Source organism: Nocardia altamirensis NBRC 108246, assembly GCF_001612685.1.
Taxonomy (GTDB): domain Bacteria; phylum Actinomycetota; class Actinomycetes; order Mycobacteriales; family Mycobacteriaceae; genus Nocardia; species Nocardia altamirensis.
On the sequence record NZ_BDAY01000038.1, the window covers coordinates 1 to 20,988 of the forward strand.

The following is a 20,988-nucleotide window of genomic DNA, read 5'->3' on the forward strand; positions in this document are numbered from 1 at the left end:
CGATCGCACCCTTCGCCGCTATGGCAGGCACCGGCAGCGCGATGCTCGGCGCCGGCAGTGTCGCCGCCGCCCCCTTCGGTGTCGCGCTCGGCGCGGGCGTCGCCGCCGGCATCGTCACCGGCAGCGCCACCATGGGCTCACTCAGCGCCGCCTCCCCGGTGGCTGCCGACAAGACAGCCACGAACAACACCGCGACCGAACCCGAATACCGCCCGCTGCGCCTCGGCCCCGCAACCTGACCGCAGGAGCAGCCGGGTTCTCCGGTCGCAACCGCACCGTCATCCCCGGCCGCTACCCTGACGTATGGGTCTGTCGCGTCGACAACTACTTCGGGTCGGGGGTGCAGGGTCGGCTGCCGTGCTGGCCGGGGCGGCGACGGCGAGCAGTGGACTGTTTCGAGTGCCCCGATGGGACGACTATCCGTTCAGCTTGGGGGTCGCCTCGGGCGATCCGACCGCGGACGGGGTGGTGCTGTGGACGCGGTTGGCGCCTGATCCGTTCGCGCCGGACGGGCTCGGCGGGATGCCGTTGCGGCCGGTGAGCGTGGAATACGAAGTCGCACACGACGAGAGCTTCCGACAGGTGGTCGCGCGCGGCACGGCCGTTGCCACGCGCGAGCTGGCGCACAGCGTGCACCCTGAGGTCTCCGGGTTGGCGCCGGATCGGTGGTACTTCTATCGCTTTCGTGCGGGCACCGTGCTGTCTCCGATCGGGCGGACCCGCACCGCACCCGCGGTCGGCAGCCCCACCGCGCGCCTGCGTTTCGCGTTCGCCTCGTGCCAATCGTGGAGTTCCGGGTACTTCACCGCCTACGAGCACATGAGCGCCGAGGACCTCGACCTCGTCGTGCATCTCGGCGACTACATCTACGAACGTGGCTGGACGCGGGGACGGCAAGGCATGACGCAGGCGCCGTACTTCCAGGACGAGGCCGTCGACCTGGCCGGCTATCGGCTGCGGTACGCGCAGGCCAAGGCCGAGGAACCGTTGCGCGCCGCGCACGCCGCGTTTCCGTGGCTGGTCACCATGGACGATCACGAGCTCGACAACAACTGGGCGGGCGACTCGCCGGGGCTCGGTTTCGATATCTCCCGCGTTCCCGCGCTGTTCCGCCGCCGCCGGGCCGCCGCGTTCCAGGCCATGTACGAGCATCAACCGCTGCGGATCGCGCAAATGCCGTCCGGACCTGCCATGCACCTGCACCGCCGTTATGGGTTCGGCGACCTCGCCGAGATCACCATGCTCGACACCAGGCAGTACCGCGACAAACAGGCATGCGGCGACGGCAACACGGTCATCGACTGTGCCGACCGGTTCGCTGCCGATCGCACGATACTCGGTGCCGCGCAACGCAATTGGCTGCTGGATGGGTTCGCGACATCCGCCGCCCGCTGGCAGATCCTCGGCAATCAGGTATCGATGGCCCAGTCCGATCAGGATGCCGGTCCGGTCACGGCCGTCGGCACCGACGGCTGGGACGGCTATGTCGCCGACCGCAATGCGGTGCTCGGCGCCGCCGCCGAGCGCGGCGTGCCCAACCTCGTCGTCATCACCGGAGATCGGCACCAGAATCAGGCCGCCGACCTGCGCCGCGACTACACCGATCCCGAATCACCGGTGGTGGCCTCGGAATTCATCGGGACATCGATTACCAGCGCGGGCGACGGCGCCGACCTGACCGATGCGGGCCGGAATCTGCTCGCCGCCAACCCGGATCTCAAGTTCGTCAACTCGCAGCGCGGCTACGTCCGTGTCGAGCTCGATCATCGGCTGTGGCGCAGCGACTTCCGCGTGGTGCCGTATGTGCGGCGAACCGGCGCGCCCATCCACACCCGAGCCAGCTTCGTGGTGCAGGACGGGGTTCCCGGCGTCACGCAGGCCGCGCGGCCGGACGCCCCTGCACCATCGCCGCCCGAACCGGACGCGAGCTCGACCAACAAGCCGCCCCGATAACACCGTTATGCAGGCCGCAGGGCAAAGACGAAGGCGGCCTGCATCGTTCCAGCTCAGTACCTACTGAACGGGCACCGGTTCGGCGACCGTGACCGGCTTGCGCTGCTCGACCGCGTCGGCCTCGTGGAAGGTCGCCTCGATGGTCGCCCGCTCCCGCCAGAGATTTATCAGCGCGAGGGCGAAGATCGTCGTACCGATCACGTTGGCGAGGAAGTGCCACCAGACGCGATATGTCCACAGACCGGGTCCCGCGTCGAGCAGACCGAACCAGGTGGAGAACCCGATCGCCTTGTACCCCAGCAACACCGAGACCGTCAGCGCGACGTGTTCGAGGCCGTGGATGCCTTGCATCACGACACCCATGCGCGCCCACTTGCGTGCCTGGCTCTCGATGGCCCGGTGCGTGATCAGCGCGACGCCGACCAATCCGGCGAGGAAGTGGAAGTTGCCGACCAGGTGCAGAATCTCCATACCCAGTGTCTTGTTGGACGGATCCACCGTGCCGAACCCGTTGGCGAGACCGGTGCCCCACGGCGTCATCCAGGCCGGGGAGTTGTTGTGCCCGATCCAGTAGCCCGCCTGCAGCACATGCTCCTGGAAATGGCCGATCTGCGCGATCACCCCCAACGCGATGACACCGAGGCTTGTCTTGTACATCCATGGCCGTACCTGTTTGCGGAGACCGACGATCAAGACCGCTACCGCGGCCCACATGACCACCATCCACACCACCATCAGGACCGCTCCGGCGATCTCCCAACCGGCAGCGCCCGCACCGTGATTCATATTTTCCATGTCGAACCGCCTGTTACTACTCCCGCGGAGAATGGGAGTGAGGCAATTTTATTTCACGATCACCAATCATGGTGGGTCAAACGGATATCCGACGAAATAACAGCGTAATCCGACGATATGACAATGTAATTCGTCGTTGGATATCACTATCGCGCGGTAGTTGCGGGCGCACTCGCCCATGCCTCGCCCGCGACGACCACATGGTCGAGGAAGCGAAGGCCGACGGTGCGTGCGGCTTCGGCGAGCAGCGTGGTGGCGCGACGGTCGTCGACGCTGGGGGTCGGGTCGCCGGAGGGGTGGTTGTGCACGACGGCGAACGCGCGGCCGTCGTGCCGCAGCACGGTGTTCAGGATTTCCCGGACCGGGACCGCGACCTGGTCGACCGCGCCCTCGGCGACGAATATCTTCTGCCGCAACTGGTTCTGTGCGTCGCACACCAGCACCAGCAGCCGCTCGACCCTGGTGCCCGCGAACAGCGGGCGGGCCGCGGCAGCGACGTCGGCCGCGCCGCCGAGGCGCCGCGGGGTGCCGGTGACACCCCTGGCGCGGGAACCGAGGTGGAATGCGGCGATGAGGGCCGCGGCCTTGGCCACGCCGATCCCGGCGCGCCGGGACAACTCCTCCGGCCGTGCGGCCGCCAGGCCTGCCAGCCCGCCGTGCTCGGCGAGCAGTTCCATGGCCAGGTCGAGCGCGCTGGCGCCCGGTCTGCCGTGTCGTAACAGCAGGGCGAGCAGTTCGACATCGCTGAGCGCGTGCGGGCCGACCGCGAGCAACCGCTCACGCGGCCGCTGCTCGACGGGCACATCGATAAGGGAGACCGGCATCGTTACACCCCTCGGTCATGGCGACAGTGTCATGGAGTGTGCCAGGCCGCACCGACATGTTGCCCGCGCAGGCGGGGCCGCCCGAGTTGCCCGATCCTGCCGCTGTCGGATCAGCACCCTTCGGGCACACTGAGTGCGTCGACGGACGCCGGCGCAGCCGGCGGGGTGGGTGAATAGAGGGCAACGAATGTGCACACCGCGCAAGGGAATCGCGGCTTCGGAACGGGTCATGCCGATTGCCGCGGCCATCGCCGCACTCGCGCTGCTACTGACGGCATGTGGCGGCGACAAGGCCGCGGTCGACCCGCCTGCTCCTACCCTCGATCGCTTCTACAACCAGCAACTCGCGTGGGGCTCGTGTGAGAGTTACCAGGGCGGCAAGGAACTCCCCGCGCACGGCATCGAGTGCGCGCGGGTACGGGTGCCGATCGACTACGGCAAGCCGGACGGCGCCACCGCCGAGATCGCGATCTCCCGGCTGCGCGCCACCGGCACGCGGGTCGCCGCGCTGCTCACGAACCCGGGTGGCCCCGGCGTGCCCGGTCTGACGATGCCGCTCGGTCTGGCGAAATCGCCGGTGGCCGAGCGTTTCGATGTGATCGGGATGGACGTGCGCGGGCTCGGTGCCTCGAAACCCCATGTCCGCTGCCGCACGGCCACCGAGTACCAATCGGACCGGCGGGTGCTCAACAGGACCGACCCGCTCGTGGAGATCGACCAGATCGAGGAGGAGAACGAGGAGTACGCCAACTCGTGCGGCAGTCGGACCGGACTCGAATTGCTCGGACATGTCGGCACCGGCGACGTGGCCCGCGACATGGATGTGATCCGCGCCGTGCTCGGTGAGCGGAAGCTGACCTATTTCGGCGGCTCCTACGGCACCCGCCTCGGATCCACCTATGCAGAGTTGTTTCCGGATCGGGTGCGCGCCATGGTTCTCGACGCTGCCGTCGATCCCACCACGAATATCGGCGACGACGTGATCACCGCGGCAGGTTTCCAGCAGGCATTCGACGCCTATGCCGCCGACTGCGCCAAGGCGCCGGATTGCCCACTCGGCACCGATCCGAAGAAGTCGACCGAAGCCTATCGGGCGCTGGTACTCCCGCTGATCAAGCACCCGATCCGCACCCAGGACCGCCGTGCACTCGACTACAGCGCCGCAACAACCGCGACGATTTCGCTGCTCTACCATCCCGATTCCTGGCCGAGTCTCACCAGGGGCCTGGCCGAGCTGGCCAAGGGACGCGGCGAGGCGATGCTCGGCGACGCCGGTTCGTATCAGGAGGTCTCGTCCGACGACGTGCACCGCGCGGTGCTCTGTCTGGAGGAGGTTCGGGTGACCGACCGGGCGACCGCGGCCGACATCGACCGCCGATCCCGCAGCGCGGCACCGATTTTCGACGATGGCCTGGCCAATGCCGAAGCGCCCCTCGGCACCTGCGCGTTCTGGCCGGTGCCGCCGACGGCCCAACCACACCCGCCGGCCGTGCCAGGCCTGCCGAAGGTGGTGGTCGTCGCAGTGACCGGCGATCCGGCGACGCCATACGCGGGCGGTGTCAAGCTCGCCAAATCCCTTGGCGCCGCACTGATCACCTACGAGGGCACCCAGCACGGCGCGGCGTTGGAGGGAATCGCCTGCGTCGACGAACCCGTGCTGAAGTACTTGACCGACCTGACGCCACCGGCCGACGGCCTGCGCTGCGCGAAGCCGTGAGGCGCTCGATTACCCGTCGACGACAACGACCTCGGGTCCTGGCAGGGTGAACAACGCGGTGGCGGCCAGCTTTTCGAGATGATGCAGCTGACGTTCGTGCACGACGATCCGGCGCAGTGCCTCGTTCACGGTGGCGTTGCTCGTCGAGGTGCCCATGATGGCGGCCGCGGCGGCGAGCAACTTCTGGTCGAGATCGATCCGCACGGATTTCATGCGTCCTCCTTCGTACTTTCGCCATTTTGCGCTGTCCGCCCGCTCATGTCCGGCAAATCGGTGGGAGTGGCCGGGCGCGTCACGAGAAATTCACGGCCGCAGTATGTTCGGCCCGCATCCGCCCAGCGGCATGGCGGCCGCCATGCCGTCCGCGCACCTTCGGCAGCACACCTGCCGCACCGCTCACCGGCCACTGGTCAGCTCGCCGTCGAAATACGCCGTCCCATGCCGGTACTTACCCGGGAAAGCGCACCCAGCTAGGCAGTTTGCCAAGCTGGGCGTGGGTTTGTTGTCGATGGGCCCGAGCGATGATTGCATCGAGGTATGTTCACCGAAGCTCAGCTGTACTCACCGGTGACCCGGTCCGGCGACGGCGATGTGACCGTCCACCTGAGCGAGGAGCACCCCGGCGTGCACGACCCGGAATACCGGGAGCGCCGCAACGCGATCGCCGCGATGGCACTCGACTACGCACCGGGCAAATCCGTTCCGCAGATCGCCTACACCGCGGAGGAACAAGAGGTGTGGCGGATCGCGTCGGCGGAACTCGCGCGCAAGCACCGCACCTACGCCTGCGCCGAGGTGCTCGACGCCGCGGCCCGACTCGCGCTGCCCGAGGACCACATCCCGCAATTGGACGAGGTCTCGGCGGCGCTGGTGCCGCTCACCGGATTCCGCTACGCACCGGCGGCGGGACTGGTGCCGCTTCGCGAGTTCTTCGGGTCGTTCGCGGATCGAATCTTCCACTCCACCCAGTACATTCGGCACCACTCCGCGCCGCTGTACACCCCGGAACCCGATGCCATTCACGAGATCATCGGGCACGCCAATCAGATCGCGAGCCCGCGCTTCGCCGCCATCTACGAGGCGGTCGGCGCGGCGGTCGGCCGGGTGGAGACCGAGTCCGCGCTGAAGTTCCTCGCCAACGTCTTCTGGTTCTCGATGGAGTTCGGTGTGGTCAGGGAGCAGGGCGAGGTCCGCTGCTACGGCGCGGGGTTGCTGTCCTCCTACGGTGAGATCGAGGAATTCCGCGGCGCCGACCTGCGTCCCCTCGACGTCGCCGCGATGGGCACCGCCGTCTACGACATCACGCACTACCAGCCGATCCTCTACTGCGCCGAGTCGGTCGCCGAGATCGAGGATGTGGTCGGCGGCTTCTTCGCCACCATGGACGACGACACCCCGGAACGGCTGCGGCATTCGAGCGCGGCAGGCGCCCAGTAGCTTTCCGCCGCGGCTCAGCCCCGGTCGACCGGCCGTGGCTCGCCGAGCGGTAGTCCCGCCCCCAAGAAGTCCATGATGCGGCCCAGGTTTTCGACGTTGACCGGGGTGACGGTCGCGATGGCCAGCGCGGCTCCGGTCAACGCACCCGCGAACACGCGAACCTCGAAGTCGTCGGGGGTGACGCCGAGACGTTCGGCCATCATGGCGGCGAAGAGGTCTATGTTGCGCTCGAGCTCATGGCCGATGGCTGAACGCAGCTCGGGCACGTGGTAGAGCAGCGCTTGTCGTTCCTGCTCGAAGGCCGCCTCCTCGGCGGTCAGCTGCCCGAAGACAGTGTTCATCGCATTGCGCACCGCCTCGAACGCAGGCAGGTCCAGCGGCTCGGCTTTGAGCGCCTCGATCATCCGCGGATCGAGGTCGTCGGCCAGGACCAACTGCTCCTTGGTCGGGAAGTAGCGGAAGAAGGTGCTCGGCGAGACCTCGGCCGCCGCCGCGATCTGCTCGATGGTGGTCTCGTTGTATCCCTGCTCACGGAACAGCCGGAACGCCTCGAGGCGGATCGTCCGGCGGGTCCGTTCCTTCTTCCGCTCCCGCAGCCCACGCGTCGCAGGCTCTTCTCCGGACAATTCAGCTGACATGTGTCGATTCTGACGCATCGGCTCCCTGGCCGACGTGGGGTGCGTCGTCCAGCCGCTCCTGCTGTTCCCCGACTGCGGCTCGGGGTGCCCGGATGAGGACGGCGGCGAGCACGGCCGCCGCAGCACACAGGGCGGCACAGACCCAGAGCATCGCGGCCATGCCGCCGACAAAGGCCGTCTGTACCTGATGCAGCATCGCGGAGTCGCCGAGCTGGTGCGCCACCGAGACGCCTGCGTTCACGCCGTCGGAGATCGGGTCACGGTTCAATGTGCCCAGCTCCGAACGGTATTGGGTGGCGAGCACGGTGCCGAGCACCGCGACACCGATGGTGCCGCCCGCCTGCCGCAGCGCCTGGATCAGCGCGGAACCGGACCCGGACCGTTCCGCGGTGAGTTCGCCCATCGCCAGCCCCATCGCGGTCGGCATCGCCAAGCCCATCCCGGCGCCGAGCACCGTCGTCCACAGCGCGGTGTAGCCGTAGCCGCTGTCGACGGTGGTCAGCGCGCCGAGCGCGAGCGCACCGGCAAGCAGCGCGAATCCGATGGCGAGCATCGCCCTGGTGCCGAGCTTCGGCAATGCCTTGTCGACCACCCTGCTGCCGATGATCAATCCGCCGATCAGGGGAAGCAGGCGCAGCCCGCTGCCGAGCGCGTCCACGCCGAGTACCGCCTGGAAGTACTGCGGCACGGTGAAGAACATGCCGAACATCGCGAAGTTGACGACGATGGACAGCGCGGTGCCCCAACGGAATCCGGTGCTCTGGAACAGCCCGAGGTCGACGAGGGGGTGCGCGGTCCTTCGCTGCCAGAGCACGAAGGCGCCGAGCAGCAGCACACCCGCCGCTACGGCCACCCAGGCAAGCCCGTTGCCCCAGCCGTACTCACCGAACCGGATGAAGCCGTAGGTGAGCCCGAGCATACCGAGCGCCGAGAGCACGACGCCCGCCACGTCGACCCGGAATCGTTGCGCGCTACGGGATTCCGGAACGAGGGCGAGCACGGCGAGCGCACCGATGATCACCATCGGCACATTGATCAGGAACACCGAACCCCACCAGAAGTTCCGCAGCAGCCAGCCGCCGACGATCGGACCGAGGGGCAGACCGATCGCGGTCGAGGTGATCCAGATGGTGAGCGCGCGCTGGCGGGCCGCAGGTTCGGGAAAGAGCGAAGGCAGCACCGCCATGGACAGCGGCATCATCGCCGCGGCCGCGATGCCGAGCACCACCCGTGCGGCGACGAGCTGTCCGGCCGAGGTGGCGAAGGCGCAGGCCAGTGACGCCACACCGAAGAGGAGCAGCGCGGCGAGCAGGAACTTCTTGCGCCCGTATCGATCACCGAGCGCACCGGCAGGCAGCATCATCGCGGCGAGCGCGAGCGTGTAGGCGCTGCTGAACCATTGCAGCGCAGCAGTATTCGCGTGCAGATCGACCGCAAGCGTAGGCAGTGCCACGGTCAGCACCGTGACGTCGAGTCCGATGGTCAGCATGGCCACCGCCAGCGCGCCGAGCGCCAGCCAGCGGCGAGTCGAGTCCGTGTTCATAACCCCTCCGAAAATGACAGAAGCAACCTTTTGATGGTAACCACCATTTAGTAGTTGGTGTCAATAGCGCACCAGGCGTGTATTCGGCCGACTCGCCGTCAGATCGCTAGGCTCGCAAACGATGAAGATCCGGGACTCGCGCCGCCGCGCCACGTTTCGCCTCGGTTCCGCGCTGGCCGTGCTGGCCGTCAGCGTGGGCGTGGCCGCCACTCCTTCGTTCGCCGTTCCGCCGAGCACGCCGCCGACGACGACGCCGTTCACCACCCCGAACACCGACTCCTGCCCGCAGAAGACGCGCCCGCCCGCGCCGATCGACGAGTCCGAGGTCCCGGCACCGGGGCAGCCGACACCATCGGCGCTGCCCATCCCGACCCCCGCCATCGGCGGCGCTCGGCTCGCCGAATGCGGCGTCGTGCTGCCCAAGGGCGCTCCGCCGGTGCCACAGGACATTTCGGCGACCGCCTGGCAGGTGTCGGACCTGGACAGCGGCGAGGTACTCGCGGCCAAGGACCCGCACGGCCGCTATCGGCCTGCCAGCACCATCAAGGTGCTGCTCGCCACCATCGCGCTGCGCACCCTCGATCTGAACAAGGTGATCGTCGGCACCGAGGACGACGCGAACGCCGACGGCACCCGCGTCGGCATCGGTCCCGGCGGCCACTACAGCAACCGCCAGCTGATGCAGGCGCTGATCATGGCGTCCGGCAACGACGCGGCGCACGCCATCGCCAGCCAGCTCGGCGGCGAGACGGCGACCGTCGCGAAGATGAACGAGCTCGCAAAATCGTTGCGCGCCTTGGACACCCGCACAGCCACCCCGTCCGGCCTGGACGGGCCCGGCATGAGCACCTCCGCCTACGACCTGTCCGTGCTGTTCCGCGAGGCCATGACCATCCCACTGTTCGCCGAGCTGATCCACACCGAACAGGTGGATTTCCCCGGCTTCCCGGCGAACCCGACGATCCCCGGCGACAAGGATCGCCCCGGCTTCCCCATCGGCAACGACAACCACCTGCTCTACGACTACGAGGGCGCGCTCGGCGGCAAGACGGGCTACACCGACGACGCCAGGCAGACCTTCGTCGCCGCCGCCCAGCGCAACGGCCGCCGCCTCGTCGTCACCCTCCTGCAAGCCGACGTGCGCCCGCTTCGCCCGTCCGACCAGGCCGCCCGCCTCCTCGACTACGGCTTCGCGCTCCCCAAGGGCAGCGCCATCGGGACCCTCCCGACGGCCGACAGCAAAGATGCCAAAACCGGTGCGACCCTTGCCTCTCCGCCGCCCAAGGGCGTCGATCAAGCCATGGACCCGATGACAACGACCGACCACAGCAACAGCCGGACCGTCTGGATCATCGGCGGCACCATCTTGGTGCTCGCCCTGCTGCTAGGCGCTCGCCGAATCAGTCGGCGGCGGTAGACCGTTCGCCTGCCGCAGGTCAGTGGTGGCGGTAAACCGTTGACCTGGGCAGCATTTCGGCGGTGTGTCAGCGACGGCGGCGCAGGCCGGTGAGCGCAAGGGCGGCAAGGGCGCCGGCGCCGAAGAAGGTGGCGCCTGCGCCGACCGAGAGTTCCCGAGGGGTGATGCGGGGCGCGATGACGGCCGCCGGCGGTGGTTCGATGTCGGCGTCGCGCTCGTTGTCCGAGGCGGTGGCTGCCCATGCGGTGGCGAACAGGATGATGCGATAGGTGATGTAGCTGAAGACCATCAGGCCGATGATCGAGCCGAAGGCCGCGCCTGCCGGGCTGGACAGCACGGTTTGCAGGTAGATCGACGCGACGATCTTGAACCCCTCGAAGACCACCGCGGCCAGTGCGGCCGCCTTGGCGGCGCTGGCCAGGGTGACCGGTTCGCGCGGCAGGCGCGCGATGATCCAGGCGAAGACGGCCCAGGAGGCGAGGAAGCCGAGCAGGATCGACGCCAGGACCAGCAACAGGCGCGCGCCAGGCAGATGCGAGAGGTGGAGGCCGATCAGCAGCCTGGCGCCGAGCGTGCTGGAGGCCAGCGCGGAAAGTCCAAGGGAGACAAGGAAGGCCAGGCCGAGCCCGACCAGTGCGCCGAGGTCGGACAGCTTGGCCAGAAACCAATTCTGTTCTTCGGTCTTCTGCTCCCACTGCTCGGTCAGCGCGGCCCGCAGATTCGCCATCCAGCCGAGCCCGGTGTAGATCCCAGCCAGCAGACCGAGGGTGCCGACGGTGCCGCGCGACTCGACCGCCTTGTCGATCAGTTTGTTCAGTTCGGAACCGAGGTCGCCCGGAATGGTATCGACGATCTTGGTCTGCAGCTCGCCGAGCAGCTCGGGATTGCTCGACAGCACGAAGCCCGCGATCGCGAACGCGACCATCAACAGCGGAAACAGCGACAGCACGGTGAAATACGTGATGCCGGCCGCGTAGTAGTCACCACGCTGCCGTTGATACCGCCCACCCGCCCGCACCAGATGGTCCAGCCAGGGCCGCTTTTGGATCCGTCGTTCGATCCAGGCCTTGATGTTGTCGATCACCTGCACCAGTTCGCCCCTTCAGGAGTGATCTCGCAGGTGCCGCCCGCTAGCGAGCCAGCAGGCCCACTCGGTCGTATACCTGTGCGAGGGTGTTGCCGGCGATCTCGCGCGCCCGCTCGGCACCGGTGGCGAGGATGCGATCGAGTTCGCCCTGATCCGACAAATACTCTTGCACCTTCGCCTGCAATGGCGTGACAAATTCGACCAGCGCGTCGGCCACATCGGATTTCAGGTCGCCGTACCCCTTGCCCGCGTAGTCCTGCTCGAGCGTCACGATCGGAGTGTCGGTCAGCGAGCTGAGGATCACCAGCAGGTTGCTGACGCCGGGCTTCTGCTCCACGTCGTACCGGATCTCCCGCTCGGTGTCGGTGACCGCGGAGCGGACCTTCTTGGCGGTGATCTTCGGGTCGTCGAGCAGGTTGATCAGGCCGGCATCGCTGGAGGCCGACTTGCTCATCTTCGAGGTCGGATCCTGCAGGTCATAGATCTTGGCGGTGCCCTTGACGATGTGCGCCTCCGGCACAACGAACGTCTTCTTGAACCGAGTGTTGAAGCGCTGCGCCAGGTTTCGGGTCAGCTCCAGGTGCTGGCGCTGATCCTCGCCGACCGGAACCTGATGCGCGCGGTAGAGCAGGATGTCGGAGGCCATCAGCACCGGATAGGTGAACAGCCCGACGGACGCGTTGTCCGAGCCCTGTTTGACCGACTTGTCCTTGAACTGGGTCATCCGGCTGGCCTCACCGAAACCGGTGATGCAGCTGAGCACCCAGGCCAGCTCGGCATGCTCGGGCACCTGGCTCTGCACGAACAGCGTCGACTTCTTGGGGTCGATGCCGATGGCCAGCAGCTGCGCGGCGGCGGCCCTGGTCTTGGCCCGCAGTTCCTTCGGATCCTGCGGCACCGTGATCGCGTGCAGGTTCGGGATGAAGTACAGCGACTCGTAGTCGTCCTGCATGGTCACCCAATACTGCAGCGCCCCAAGGTAATTGCCGAGGTGGAACGAGGTGCCGGTGGGCTGGATCCCGGAAAGGACCCGCTGCTTGCGTTCAGCGGCCGGGGTTTCTGCAGGAGCGGACATACTCCCGATCTTCCCATGCCCTGCCCACCCGTCGCCCGACCACCACCCCTCATCGAGTCGCTACGCGACGCTCCCTCTTGTGGAATTTCGCTCCACCCAGTTCCGTGGGTCGACGCCGGGCATGCTCGGCCGCCCGGTGCCGACCAGCTTGCGTTCGCGCTGGGAGACGAGCTTGTAGACGGGCCCGCTCGGCCCGGCCAGCGTGCCGCGCAACACGGGCGGGACCAGCGGCAACGACACGTGCGCAGTACGCACACCCTGCGCGAGCGCCCGGTAGGCGAGCTGTTCGGCGCGACCCCACGGCATGGCATACATCTGCCGGATCCGCGGCGGCAAGCTGCCCTGAATCAACAGAAAGACCGCGGAGGTGACCTGCTGCAGCGGCACCCGCTGCGGATAGGGCACGCGCTGTCCGGCCAGGTACGAACCGACCAGCCTGGCCTCCTCGGTGAGGAACAGCTCGTCGGAGGCGAGGTAAGCGTCGAAGGACGAGCGGAACGCGCGGTAGCTGTCCGGCGCGGCATCGCGTGACATGCCGAACAACTCGGCCCAGCGCACGTAGTCCTGGTAGAGGCCTTCGCGCTCGCCGTCGGTCATCGTGCGCACCAGCAGGTCGTACATCACCTCGGCGGAGTCGAAGGTGAAGGCCATCGTCATGTACATCAGGTGCGGGTCGTGCGCGGAATAGGGGGTGCCAGCCGGGTGGTGCGTGCCTGCCGCTTCGGGCAGCGCGCCGTTGACCCGGGCGTGCTTCTTCGTGGTGAACTCCAGCGCGCGATCGGCCTCCGCCTTGGTGCCGAGGAACACCGCCTCGAAGAGGTGACCGGTGAGCGAGAGCCGGGTGTACGGGGTCATCCGGTGCTCGGTGTTCTCGGCGGTGCCGACGTAGAGCAGCGGATTGACCGCACCGACGACCAGGGCGCGCTGGCCGTAGGTCAGGCCGACGGCTCGTTTGCTCATCACTCGTCTTGCCATCGAGTGGTCGCTGAAGTAGCCGGGCTCGGACATCACTGCCTCCTCGTCGAGAGCATCTGGCAACAGCATCCGCCAGATTCGACAATCTGGCAATACTCTCTGCCAGAATTGTGAGTGCAAGAATTCAGGATGTGACTTCATCGCGTAGTGGGTCTGCGCAGCGGACCTATGGTGGGATATCTGCGGACGAGCGCAAGGCACAGCGGCGTACTGCGCTGCTCGAGGCGGCGCTGGAAATCATCGGCACCCAAGGGCTGGCCAAACTGACCGTCTCGGGCCTGTGCGCGCAAGCCGGGCTCAACGAGCGGTACTACTACGAGAGTTTCGACAGTCGCGATGCCGTGCTGACCGCGCTCGTCGACTCGATCGCCGAGGAACTGGCGGTCAGCATCGTCGCCGCGGTCGCCACCGCGCCGAAGGACACCAGGGCCACCGCGCGCGCCGCGATCACCGCAGGCATCCATCTGCTCACCGACGATCCGCGCAAGGCCAAGGTCACGCTGGTCGCGGGCATGGCGACGCCGGAGTTGCGTGCGCGCACCACCGAGACGGTCCGGGTTTTCGCGCGAATGGTCGCGGCCGAGGGCGTCGACTTCTACGGAATCGACGACCCGAATTCAGATCCGGCGATCGACTTCCGGGCCAACTATCTCGTCGGCGGACTGGTGCAGACGCTCACCGCGTGGCTGCACGACGAGTTGCCGCTCACCCGTGCCGAGTTGATCGAGCACACCACCGATGTGTTCGTGCTGCTCGGCGAGGACCTCGCGCGCCGGTTGACCTAGCGCCTATCCACTACGGCGCTGGGGGTCGCGCGCCGATCGGCCCGGCGCTCGAAGATCCAGCGCTGGAGATCACGCGCTCAGAGATCCAGCGAAACGTCCTGCAGCCCTGTCGCTTCGCCGTGCAAGACAACGCGGAACGGAATCCCCTTGCGTGTCCAGTACTCGGCACAGTCACGGATCGCCTCGCCGAACCAGGTTCGTTCCGTCGGCGCCTCCGCCAGCAGATGCCCCGAATCACGGACCACCACAACGTATCCCGTCGCATCACCGACGAAATCGTCGAGATCACGCAGGCATTCGTCGAAGGAATCCTTGTTGTCGCCGAAGTAGTACGGGAATTGCAGCGCGGCGGCGAACTCGTCGAACAACCGCGCGACCGTCCGCATCTTCGCCCCGCGCAACTCGCGCACCACGTACCCCGACGGCGCGCGGTAGCGCACCCCACTCAGCTCGGCGGCATCGACCTCGGCCGCGCCGAGAACCGCGGCCGAGACCGGGTGCGCAACGCCGGACTGCGCGGTTGCGGCATCGGGGCGGGCAAGGAACTGCGACAGCGAGAGAGTTTCCGACATCAGCGCATCCTCGTGAAGGTCTTGTAATGGTCACCGGTGTACCAAGCCGAGCGGTCGCTGCCGGTGACGATGCGTTCGGCATCCCGGGATCGGCCACGCTGCTTGGGATTCACGTCCCACTCTTGGTAGCTGACGGGCTTGCCCGCGGCATCGGAGGCAGGCAACGTTCGATCACGATTCATCCAGCGGTCACCCCCCTTGGTGCCCGGCGCGTTCGCCGAATCCGGCCAGCGCCCCGCATCGATCTCGAGCAGGGTCGCGTACGCACGGTCGGGAACGCCCGCTACCCGGGTGCTCGCCGGATCGGGCTGCGGCGGTCGTTGCGGCGTTGCCGTGCCGGTGGGGGCCGCGACGGTCGAGGCCGGAACCGAGGAGCCGGATACGCGCGCGGTGGTCGCGGCCGGGTCGTCGCCGCCGCGCACCGCGAGGACCACGACGGCGATCAGCGCGAGCACCACCACGCCGACCGCGGCCAGCGCGCGGATCGTCTTGGGCGACACGTTCACCGGTACTGCACCGTGACCAGGCTTTCCGTCATGACTGACGAATCTACGTCACTCGCTCGTCAACTCGAGCAAGGGCGGACAATCGCTCACAGTGTCGAGCCGCGCCACACCAGATGGAGTTCGTCCGTGCCGCGCTCGGGCCGGAAAGCACAGAGCGCTGGACCGCAACCGGTCTCGAAGGTCGCGACCCGTGTCGGCGGCTGCCAGGCCTGCTCGCCGTCGAACGACGAGTACCAGATCTCGGGACCGCTTGCTGATTTCCATACCAGGTGCAGTCGGCCGTCGTGGGCGGCCAGCGCGGGCGCGAGATCGGAATAGGCGTCGGGCGGATTGACGCGCGAGGTCCAGGAGATCCCGTTTCCGGAACTCCACAGTCGAATGAACTTGTCGTTGTCCAGGGTGGCCTTCGTCCCACGATGGGCGAGATACAGCGTGTCGCCGAGCACCGCGACCGCAGGACTCTCCGCAGAGCTCATCCCCGGCAGTCCCATGGGCGCGCCCCAACCAGTCTCATCACGCACCGATGTGTAGAGGTTCTGATTGGAGGTGATCAAATGCTCGCTGCCGCGCCAGAAAGCATGCAGCACACCGCGAAACACGACCAGACTCGGCGCGCGAGCGGATTCCGCGCCGCCCAGGATCTGCTGGTCCTCCCATTTGTGGCCGTCGGACGAGGTGGACCAGTAGATACTCTGATCGCGACCCGCCCCCTTCCACGCCAAAAACAGTGACTCGCTGCCCGCGTGCTCCACCGCCGACAGCGCGGGCCGCTCGGACGTGCCGACATACGGCAGATTCCACGGCAAGGCCCAACTGTTCCCGTCGCTGGTGCCGGCCAGCCAGATGCTGTCGGTGCTGTCCTCCGCCCGCCAAGCCATATGCAGCCCGCGCTGGAACACCGCAAGCGCCGCAACATCGGGCGACGTAGCCCCGGGAACGGGCGCTTGCTCGACCCACGCACCGCCGAGAGCCGCACCGGAGGCCCAGAGTCGAGTATCGGGATGATGACGGGAAACCGGAGATGTCACGGGACTCACCGCGGCCTTCTGCTTTGCTTGGTGGAACGGAGGAGTCGGTGACGCCCTTGTGCACCCGAAGCCTCTCCAGTCTAGTTCGACCGCCGCTAGATCACCCGAAAATCATTCGGGTTGAATAGTTTTCGCACGATAACGACTACCGCGGGACAGCCGACGCGCGTTCGACTCGGCGAGTCTCACCGGTACTGCACCGTGACCGGCGCGTGGTCGGACCAGCGCTGGTCGTAGGCGGCGTGACGCCTAAGGCCGCCGGGTGGTGGCCTCACTAGCCACAGAACGAAGAAGGCCCCCAGCATCCAAACTGAGGGCCTTCTTGTGTCGGTAAGGTTTAGCAGCCCTTCGCGACTTCAATGCTTTATCTGTTGGAGGTCAGGTCGTATCTGTTTTGCTTGAGGGATTCTCACTTTCAGGCAGGATGGAATCAATCCGCTCCAAGACTTGCCGAAAGTCGGAAAATGTTGCAGCTACCGCATCGTCTCCACATAAACTCTGGCACAACTTCATTTTATTGAGTTCAGGCTTTGTCACATCGGGGCCATAGTCATTCGGGATGATCTTATCGTCGTAGAACTCCTTCAAAAATACTGAGTCCGGTAGCATATTTTCTATTCCTTTTTGAATCTCTCGATCAGGCAATGTTGGTAAGGCGATTACGTGGATGTTGCCTACATGTTCATCCGATTTGTTAGCATCGCAGTCGTACACGGCAACTATCGTTTTGGAAGTGATGTCCGGATTCGCCTTGAGGAAACTGATTGCCGAATTTAACGCACGGTCTCCCGTGTTCGCGCCGCCCTTACGTTCATTGTCTTCGCCTATCCAGGAAAAACGTTCGACCAGCCGGTCGAAACCCAACAACCTCGCGGCAGTCCGAAAGTACAGCAAATCAGTTTGTCCGGCAAGAAAGATGGCCGGGTCTTCGTTGGCTGTAACGCGCTCTTCAACTGCGCGGGCGAATGCTTGAGTATCAATAAGAACGGCTAGAGCGTGCTCAAATTCTTGATACCCTTCGGCATACATCTGTTGTCCCGTGGGCATTTCAAGAATTCGAACGCCGGTGGGTGAGAAGTGCTGCTCCATGCCAAGTGCAAATAGGGGAGAATGGCTGGAGAAAATAAACTGAATTTCAGGAAATATGCCGACCAGCTGAGGTAGAGCCTTCATTTGAAGGTCAATATGCATGTGGGCGTCAAGCTCGTCGATAACTACAATTCCCCGCGCACTGCCGGTTTCGTCAAGGTATCGCAATATTGTTCCAAAGATAGCGAGAAGCGTAGACTGTCCCCCGGACAGGCCATCAAGGCTGGCAACCAGAAGTTTCCCCGCAGACGATATCCCTGCCTTTCTTGAGCTCTTCCTCCCCGCCCAGTGAAAATTTGCCGAGGGATCATCCAGGATAATTCTGATAATTTTATTGGCCCAAGTGAGCGGCGCTTGGGATGCCCGGAATGAAGGTGTATCCAGCTCGACTGTTATCCGCTCTTCATTTGCGGAAATCACTTTGGTCTGCGAAGGGTCGAGTCGAGACTCAGTGATAGCTCCGAGTAGCCACTGAGTGAACGTATCTATTCCGTGTTCCACATAGATTGGCCGATCGAGATTCTGTGTATATCTATCGCGGTTCTCGTATAGATCTACAGACAGGGCATCTTGGTTGAACCAGAAGGGATTCTCTGATCTGCTGGCCGGGAAGAAGGCGTAGATACCGCCTCCGTAGATCTCGCGGGCCTTCTTCTCGGAAATTGCAAAGTTCTTGACCTCGCTTCCTGTATTCCAGTTCGCACCAGCGGCGAGATCGGTAGGAATATCATCAATTAGGTCAGCTGGGTCCATGCGAGCGGTCGCCTCATGATAGAAGACCTCAGTGCCTTCATGGTCGAATCGAAAGATTGAGTAACTGCCGGGCTCACCGTAGGCTATGGTCTTCCCGCCCACTACGCGGAAATAGCTGCGTACCAAACCGGTGGTCTTTAAAATATCGCTGTATGCAACGGATGCGCCCTCCATCAGAGCATCGCCGATCAATGAGAGCAGGTTGGTCTTGCCGGTACCGTTGCGCCCAACAATTACATGTGGGATCGGGTTGCCCTCTTCGGTGAAGGTCGGAATTAGATGCAGATTCCGTATGGGCCCGTTATTCTTGATGAGGAGCTCACGCAAATACAATTTGCCTCCCAGGGCGTATTCAACTCGAGTGTGCGTACGGCACCCGCGTGCAACCTCGTGTGCGGTAACTTTACTCGCGCGCGCAACGCCTTTTGGGCTTTTATGCCAATCGGCAATCGTGAGCGTCTGTTAGCTACCGGTCCCCGAGATATACCGCGCACGTCCGGTCTTGCCCTTGCCCCCGTCCCGCCACGCACGACAGAAGACCGCGTTCAGGTGGTTCCTGGGTATTGCGCGCGCCAAGTCGACCGCCACGGACGCAGGCGGGTCGACGACGCGGCGTAGCGAAGGTTCGAACACTTCCAGCAGTCCTCGAACATAGGTTCGATGGCAGTAGTGCTGACAGCCAGAACTATCTCCGATCCACCGCGAAGTACAGAGCGGCAACGCTGACGCCGGTCGCGACCATAAAGGCTCCACCGCCGACGAGGGCAACTCCGAAGCTGGGGAGTCCCGCCGCGCTGATGGCGCCCGCCGCAAGTGCACTCGCTGTGAAGGCGCTCCCCGCAGCGGTGAACGCCACGGTCAGTGCCCTGAAGACCGGGGGAGCCGCACGATCATCAAGCGTGACGTCGGTATCGGCTATAGGCGAGCGCACCTCGGGTTTTGGCTTTCCGTCAACGATCACACTTGCAGTGCACTGATCGCCTTTGCGCATGAGTCCTGGTGGAAACTCCACGCTCGTTGTGGTGCCCGCCTTGGGTGAAGTAGACACCGATTTCGCCGTTCTTGGCGAGGACCAGGAGGCCGACACCGACAGGATCGGCATCCCGAGATCGATCTGCAAAGAGGCATCGCCATCAAAGTCGTTACTGCGCACATCCTTCGGGCCTAGGTTCTGGATGACCAGGAGTACGGCATAGGGGTTCTGGACTAGGGTGCCGTTGTGGCGAAGTTCAAGGTCATGGTGCGCGACGTTGCTGCTGATGACCGATTGCGCCGAGAAGGTGATGTGAATCTTGTTCCTACGTCTTCCCGCAAGAAAGTAGTACAGGCCAGCTAGAAGAGCGAGGCTGGCCACGATCACACCGGCGAGCTTGAGCCAATCCATACGCGGCAGTGTGCCGCAGGCCATGACGCACCGTGGGGGATACAACTGACCAACTTCGCCGATGTCGGCGTGTCGGCCGCTTCCGGTCAGGGGCGGCGGTTTCGCGCGTCAGCGGTCGCGTTCGAGGCCGCGTGCGTCTCGTCCCTCCCTGCCGCCTCGTTCGACACTGGGTGCCTGTCCAGGCGGAGTCCGCACAGCCGCCTCCGGTGCCTGTGCGTGCGACAGTCCTAGTCGTACATGCTCAGGAACTTGAGGTTGATTCAGCATCTCGCGATACGCCGCGTCCCGTGCCCGGTCCAACTCGGCCTGCGTCCGCGCGGCCTCGCGTGCTGCCCTGTCCGCTGCTTCACGTTCGGCTGCGGCTGCGCGTTCCACGCTGGCAGCGTCGGCCAACTCTGGGGCGGCTCGTTCCCCGATTTCGGGCGCTTCCCGCTCAGGGGATTGATTGGCTGCCGGGAACGGGAATTCCTTCAACACCCGTTCGACGGCTTCGCGTTCGACTCTGGCGCGTGCGGCTTCGGGTGACTCTCGTTCCGGCGTGGACTTCTCGGGCGCTTTACCTGTGGACGGCACAGGGCCGGACTTGATTCGGTCCTGAAACTCCCGCACTGCCCGCTTGGCGGCGGCCTCTCTCTCGATCCGTGCCCGCTCGGCCAACCGCCTGCTTTCCGGTGTGCTTCGTGCTCGATTGGCGCGTTTGGCTTCAGGTACCGGTGGTGGCTTAGCCCTCTCGGCTCGTTCAGCTTGGACACGCGCCGGAGCGTCCGCCCTGCCGCGTGCAACTGCTTCCCGGAACCGTTGCATGTTACGGAATTTTTCTCTTGCTTCACGCGCCTTAGCTAGGGCCGCGATTCTATCCTTGGCCCTTTGAAGCGCCTGCGCCTTGCCCTCTCGCGCTTTCTCGCGGACCTTATCTAGTTCGAGCTGCTGCCCTTTGCCTCGGTCCATGGCGAGACCTTTTGCCCAGATTTCCCGTGCAGTTTCGCGGTCGATTATCAAATGCGTAGACTTTTCCGGAAAATCTCGGCGTATTTTGTCTATCAGCTCCTGGCACCGGTCGGAAATAGGCTCACGCTCGACCGTCCGCAGGGTGTAATGGTCGATCCTGCCCGTCTTGATCAGCTCGTATACGACCTCTAGCTGCCGCTCGTCTTTCTTGCTATCCATCCTGCCCGACTTGTCTTCGTCGGCCAAGGTCTTGCCCTGATCATTCGTTATCTTGTCGAAGACGACATTACCTATGCCGGGGACTCTGAACATCTGCGACTGTTGAACGTATCCCTTCTCACGCAGATGGTAGTGCTCATAGGTACCGTTCTCGAATATCCTGCCCCGATCATTATTCGAGTAAGGATCGCGGTCTCTGTCGTATCCGTCCATCGTTGGCCACACCCCCCGGTGTGTTTACGT

At 65.1% G+C, this 20,988-nt stretch carries 20 protein-coding genes; 6 read left to right on the forward strand and 14 right to left on the reverse strand.

All coding sequences use genetic code 11. From position 1 onward, the window contains the following. Together NA11_RS20735 and NA11_RS20740 are read left to right on the forward strand one after the other, a co-directional pair. On the forward strand, positions 1-239 hold a 239-nt coding region (locus NA11_RS20735; RefSeq protein ID WP_218023355.1), incomplete at its 5' end, for a hypothetical protein. Positions 240-303: 64 nt separating this feature from the next. Continuing rightward, entirely contained in the window at positions 304-1,953 is a 1,650-nt protein-coding gene (locus NA11_RS20740; RefSeq protein ID WP_069163615.1) for an alkaline phosphatase D family protein, read from the forward strand. Positions 1,954-2,013: 60 nt separating this feature from the next. Here the strand turns inward: NA11_RS20740 and NA11_RS20745 are convergent, their stop codons facing one another. Further along, a complete protein-coding gene (locus NA11_RS20745) occupies positions 2,014-2,748 on the reverse strand; it encodes a DUF6008 family protein (RefSeq protein ID WP_069163616.1) in 735 nt (244 codons plus the stop codon). Positions 2,749-2,894: 146 nt separating this feature from the next. After that, positions 2,895-3,572 carry a JAB domain-containing protein gene (locus NA11_RS20750; RefSeq protein WP_069163617.1) on the reverse strand — a complete coding sequence of 226 codons (678 nt, stop codon included), beginning with the start codon at positions 3,570-3,572 and terminating at the stop codon, positions 2,895-2,897. Between the two features lie 229 nt (positions 3,573-3,801). Between NA11_RS20750 and NA11_RS20755 the strand changes: the two genes are divergently transcribed. After that, positions 3,802-5,289 carry an alpha/beta hydrolase gene (locus NA11_RS20755; RefSeq protein ID WP_245746016.1) on the forward strand — a complete coding sequence of 496 codons (1,488 nt, stop codon included), beginning with the start codon at positions 3,802-3,804 and terminating at the stop codon, positions 5,287-5,289. A 9-nt stretch (positions 5,290-5,298) separates the two neighbouring features. Here NA11_RS20755 and NA11_RS20760 read toward each other — a convergent pair whose 3' ends face one another. Continuing rightward, positions 5,299-5,502, reverse strand: a complete 204-nt coding sequence (locus tag NA11_RS20760; RefSeq protein WP_069163619.1) for a type II toxin-antitoxin system VapB family antitoxin — start codon at positions 5,500-5,502, stop codon at positions 5,299-5,301. Between the two features lie 324 nt (positions 5,503-5,826). Between NA11_RS20760 and NA11_RS20765 the strand changes: the two genes are divergently transcribed. Beyond that, complete coding sequence (locus tag NA11_RS20765; protein WP_069163620.1) at positions 5,827-6,726, forward strand: phenylalanine 4-monooxygenase; 900 nt, start codon at positions 5,827-5,829, stop codon at positions 6,724-6,726. Between the two features lie 14 nt (positions 6,727-6,740). Here the strand turns inward: NA11_RS20765 and NA11_RS20770 are convergent, their stop codons facing one another. Both NA11_RS20770 and NA11_RS20775 read right to left on the reverse strand, forming a co-directional pair. Further along, complete coding sequence (locus NA11_RS20770; RefSeq protein ID WP_069163621.1) at positions 6,741-7,364, reverse strand: acyl-CoA-like ligand-binding transcription factor; 624 nt, start codon at positions 7,362-7,364, stop codon at positions 6,741-6,743. Further along, a complete protein-coding gene (locus NA11_RS20775; protein ID WP_069163622.1) occupies positions 7,354-8,907 on the reverse strand; it encodes a DHA2 family efflux MFS transporter permease subunit in 1,554 nt (517 codons plus the stop codon). The genes NA11_RS20770 and NA11_RS20775 overlap by 11 nt, the downstream gene beginning before the upstream one ends. 121 nt (positions 8,908-9,028) lie before the next feature. On the opposite strand from NA11_RS20775, the gene NA11_RS20780 reads away from it, so the two are divergent. Next, the gene (locus tag NA11_RS20780) at positions 9,029-10,324 is read left to right on the forward strand and encodes a D-alanyl-D-alanine carboxypeptidase family protein (protein WP_069163623.1); all 1,296 of its coding nucleotides are present in this window, start codon (positions 9,029-9,031) and stop codon (positions 10,322-10,324) included. A gap of 67 nt (positions 10,325-10,391) precedes the next feature. On the opposite strand, the gene yhjD is transcribed toward NA11_RS20780, so the two are convergent. Genes yhjD through NA11_RS20795 form a run of 3 tightly spaced genes read right to left on the reverse strand, consistent with a single transcriptional unit; the run spans position 10,392 to position 13,530 of the window. Next, positions 10,392-11,414, reverse strand: coding sequence for an inner membrane protein YhjD (gene yhjD / locus NA11_RS20785; RefSeq protein WP_069163624.1), 1,023 nt, complete (start codon positions 11,412-11,414; stop codon positions 10,392-10,394). A 40-nt stretch (positions 11,415-11,454) separates the two neighbouring features. Further along, the gene (gene trpS, locus NA11_RS20790) at positions 11,455-12,486 is read right to left on the reverse strand and encodes a tryptophan--tRNA ligase (protein ID WP_069163625.1); all 1,032 of its coding nucleotides are present in this window, start codon (positions 12,484-12,486) and stop codon (positions 11,455-11,457) included. 60 nt (positions 12,487-12,546) lie between these two features. After that, entirely contained in the window at positions 12,547-13,530 is a 984-nt protein-coding gene (locus NA11_RS20795) for an oxygenase MpaB family protein (protein ID WP_245746018.1), read from the reverse strand. A gap of 62 nt (positions 13,531-13,592) precedes the next feature. On the opposite strand from NA11_RS20795, the gene NA11_RS20800 reads away from it, so the two are divergent. Continuing rightward, a complete protein-coding gene (locus NA11_RS20800; RefSeq protein WP_069163626.1) occupies positions 13,593-14,246 on the forward strand; it encodes a TetR/AcrR family transcriptional regulator in 654 nt (217 codons plus the stop codon). A gap of 77 nt (positions 14,247-14,323) precedes the next feature. Here the strand turns inward: NA11_RS20800 and NA11_RS20805 are convergent, their stop codons facing one another. From NA11_RS20805 to NA11_RS44920, 6 genes are all read right to left on the reverse strand, one after another. Continuing rightward, on the reverse strand, positions 14,324-14,818 hold the full coding sequence (locus NA11_RS20805) for a barstar family protein (RefSeq protein ID WP_069163627.1): 495 nt from the start codon (positions 14,816-14,818) through the stop codon (positions 14,324-14,326). Then, on the reverse strand, positions 14,818-15,324 hold the full coding sequence (locus NA11_RS20810; RefSeq protein WP_069163628.1) for a guanyl-specific ribonuclease: 507 nt from the start codon (positions 15,322-15,324) through the stop codon (positions 14,818-14,820). Before NA11_RS20810 ends, NA11_RS20805 begins: the two co-directional genes overlap by 1 nt. A gap of 86 nt (positions 15,325-15,410) precedes the next feature. Beyond that, positions 15,411-16,352 (reverse strand): hypothetical protein, encoded by a 942-nt coding sequence (locus NA11_RS20815; RefSeq protein WP_141717735.1) that lies wholly within the window; start codon positions 16,350-16,352, stop codon positions 15,411-15,413. A 378-nt stretch (positions 16,353-16,730) separates the two neighbouring features. After that, the gene (locus tag NA11_RS20820; RefSeq protein ID WP_141717736.1) at positions 16,731-18,527 is read right to left on the reverse strand and encodes an AAA family ATPase; all 1,797 of its coding nucleotides are present in this window, start codon (positions 18,525-18,527) and stop codon (positions 16,731-16,733) included. Positions 18,528-18,879: 352 nt separating this feature from the next. Then, entirely contained in the window at positions 18,880-19,578 is a 699-nt protein-coding gene (locus tag NA11_RS20825) for a hypothetical protein (protein WP_141717737.1), read from the reverse strand. A gap of 108 nt (positions 19,579-19,686) precedes the next feature. Beyond that, the gene (locus NA11_RS44920; RefSeq protein WP_141717738.1) at positions 19,687-20,958 is read right to left on the reverse strand and encodes a hypothetical protein; all 1,272 of its coding nucleotides are present in this window, start codon (positions 20,956-20,958) and stop codon (positions 19,687-19,689) included. Positions 20,959-20,988 lie beyond the last annotated feature (30 nt).

What these genes read in the sequence shown, in the direction of transcription:
- NA11_RS20750 (WP_069163617.1), bottom strand. Translation starts at nt 3,572, where the DNA reads ATGCCGGTCTCCCTTATCGATGTGCCCGTCGAGCAGCGGCCGCGTGAG.
- NA11_RS20775 (WP_069163622.1), bottom strand. Translation starts at nt 8,907, where the DNA reads ATGAACACGGACTCGACTCGCCGCTGGCTGGCGCTCGGCGCGCTGGCG.
- NA11_RS20740 (WP_069163615.1), top strand. Translation starts at nt 304, where the DNA reads ATGGGTCTGTCGCGTCGACAACTACTTCGGGTCGGGGGTGCAGGGTCG.
- NA11_RS20745 (WP_069163616.1), bottom strand. Translation starts at nt 2,748, where the DNA reads ATGGAAAATATGAATCACGGTGCGGGCGCTGCCGGTTGGGAGATCGCC.
- NA11_RS20760 (WP_069163619.1), bottom strand. Translation starts at nt 5,502, where the DNA reads ATGAAATCCGTGCGGATCGATCTCGACCAGAAGTTGCTCGCCGCCGCG.
- NA11_RS20755 (WP_245746016.1), top strand. Translation starts at nt 3,802, where the DNA reads ATGCCGATTGCCGCGGCCATCGCCGCACTCGCGCTGCTACTGACGGCA.
- NA11_RS20805 (WP_069163627.1), bottom strand. Translation starts at nt 14,818, where the DNA reads ATGTCGGAAACTCTCTCGCTGTCGCAGTTCCTTGCCCGCCCCGATGCC.
- NA11_RS20825 (WP_141717737.1), bottom strand. Translation starts at nt 19,578, where the DNA reads ATGGATTGGCTCAAGCTCGCCGGTGTGATCGTGGCCAGCCTCGCTCTT.
- trpS (WP_069163625.1), bottom strand. Translation starts at nt 12,486, where the DNA reads ATGTCCGCTCCTGCAGAAACCCCGGCCGCTGAACGCAAGCAGCGGGTC.
- NA11_RS44920 (WP_141717738.1), bottom strand. Translation starts at nt 20,958, where the DNA reads ATGGACGGATACGACAGAGACCGCGATCCTTACTCGAATAATGATCGG.
- NA11_RS20770 (WP_069163621.1), bottom strand. Translation starts at nt 7,364, where the DNA reads ATGTCAGCTGAATTGTCCGGAGAAGAGCCTGCGACGCGTGGGCTGCGG.
- NA11_RS20780 (WP_069163623.1), top strand. Translation starts at nt 9,029, where the DNA reads ATGAAGATCCGGGACTCGCGCCGCCGCGCCACGTTTCGCCTCGGTTCC.
- NA11_RS20765 (WP_069163620.1), top strand. Translation starts at nt 5,827, where the DNA reads ATGTTCACCGAAGCTCAGCTGTACTCACCGGTGACCCGGTCCGGCGAC.
- NA11_RS20795 (WP_245746018.1), bottom strand. Translation starts at nt 13,530, where the DNA reads ATGCTGTTGCCAGATGCTCTCGACGAGGAGGCAGTGATGTCCGAGCCC.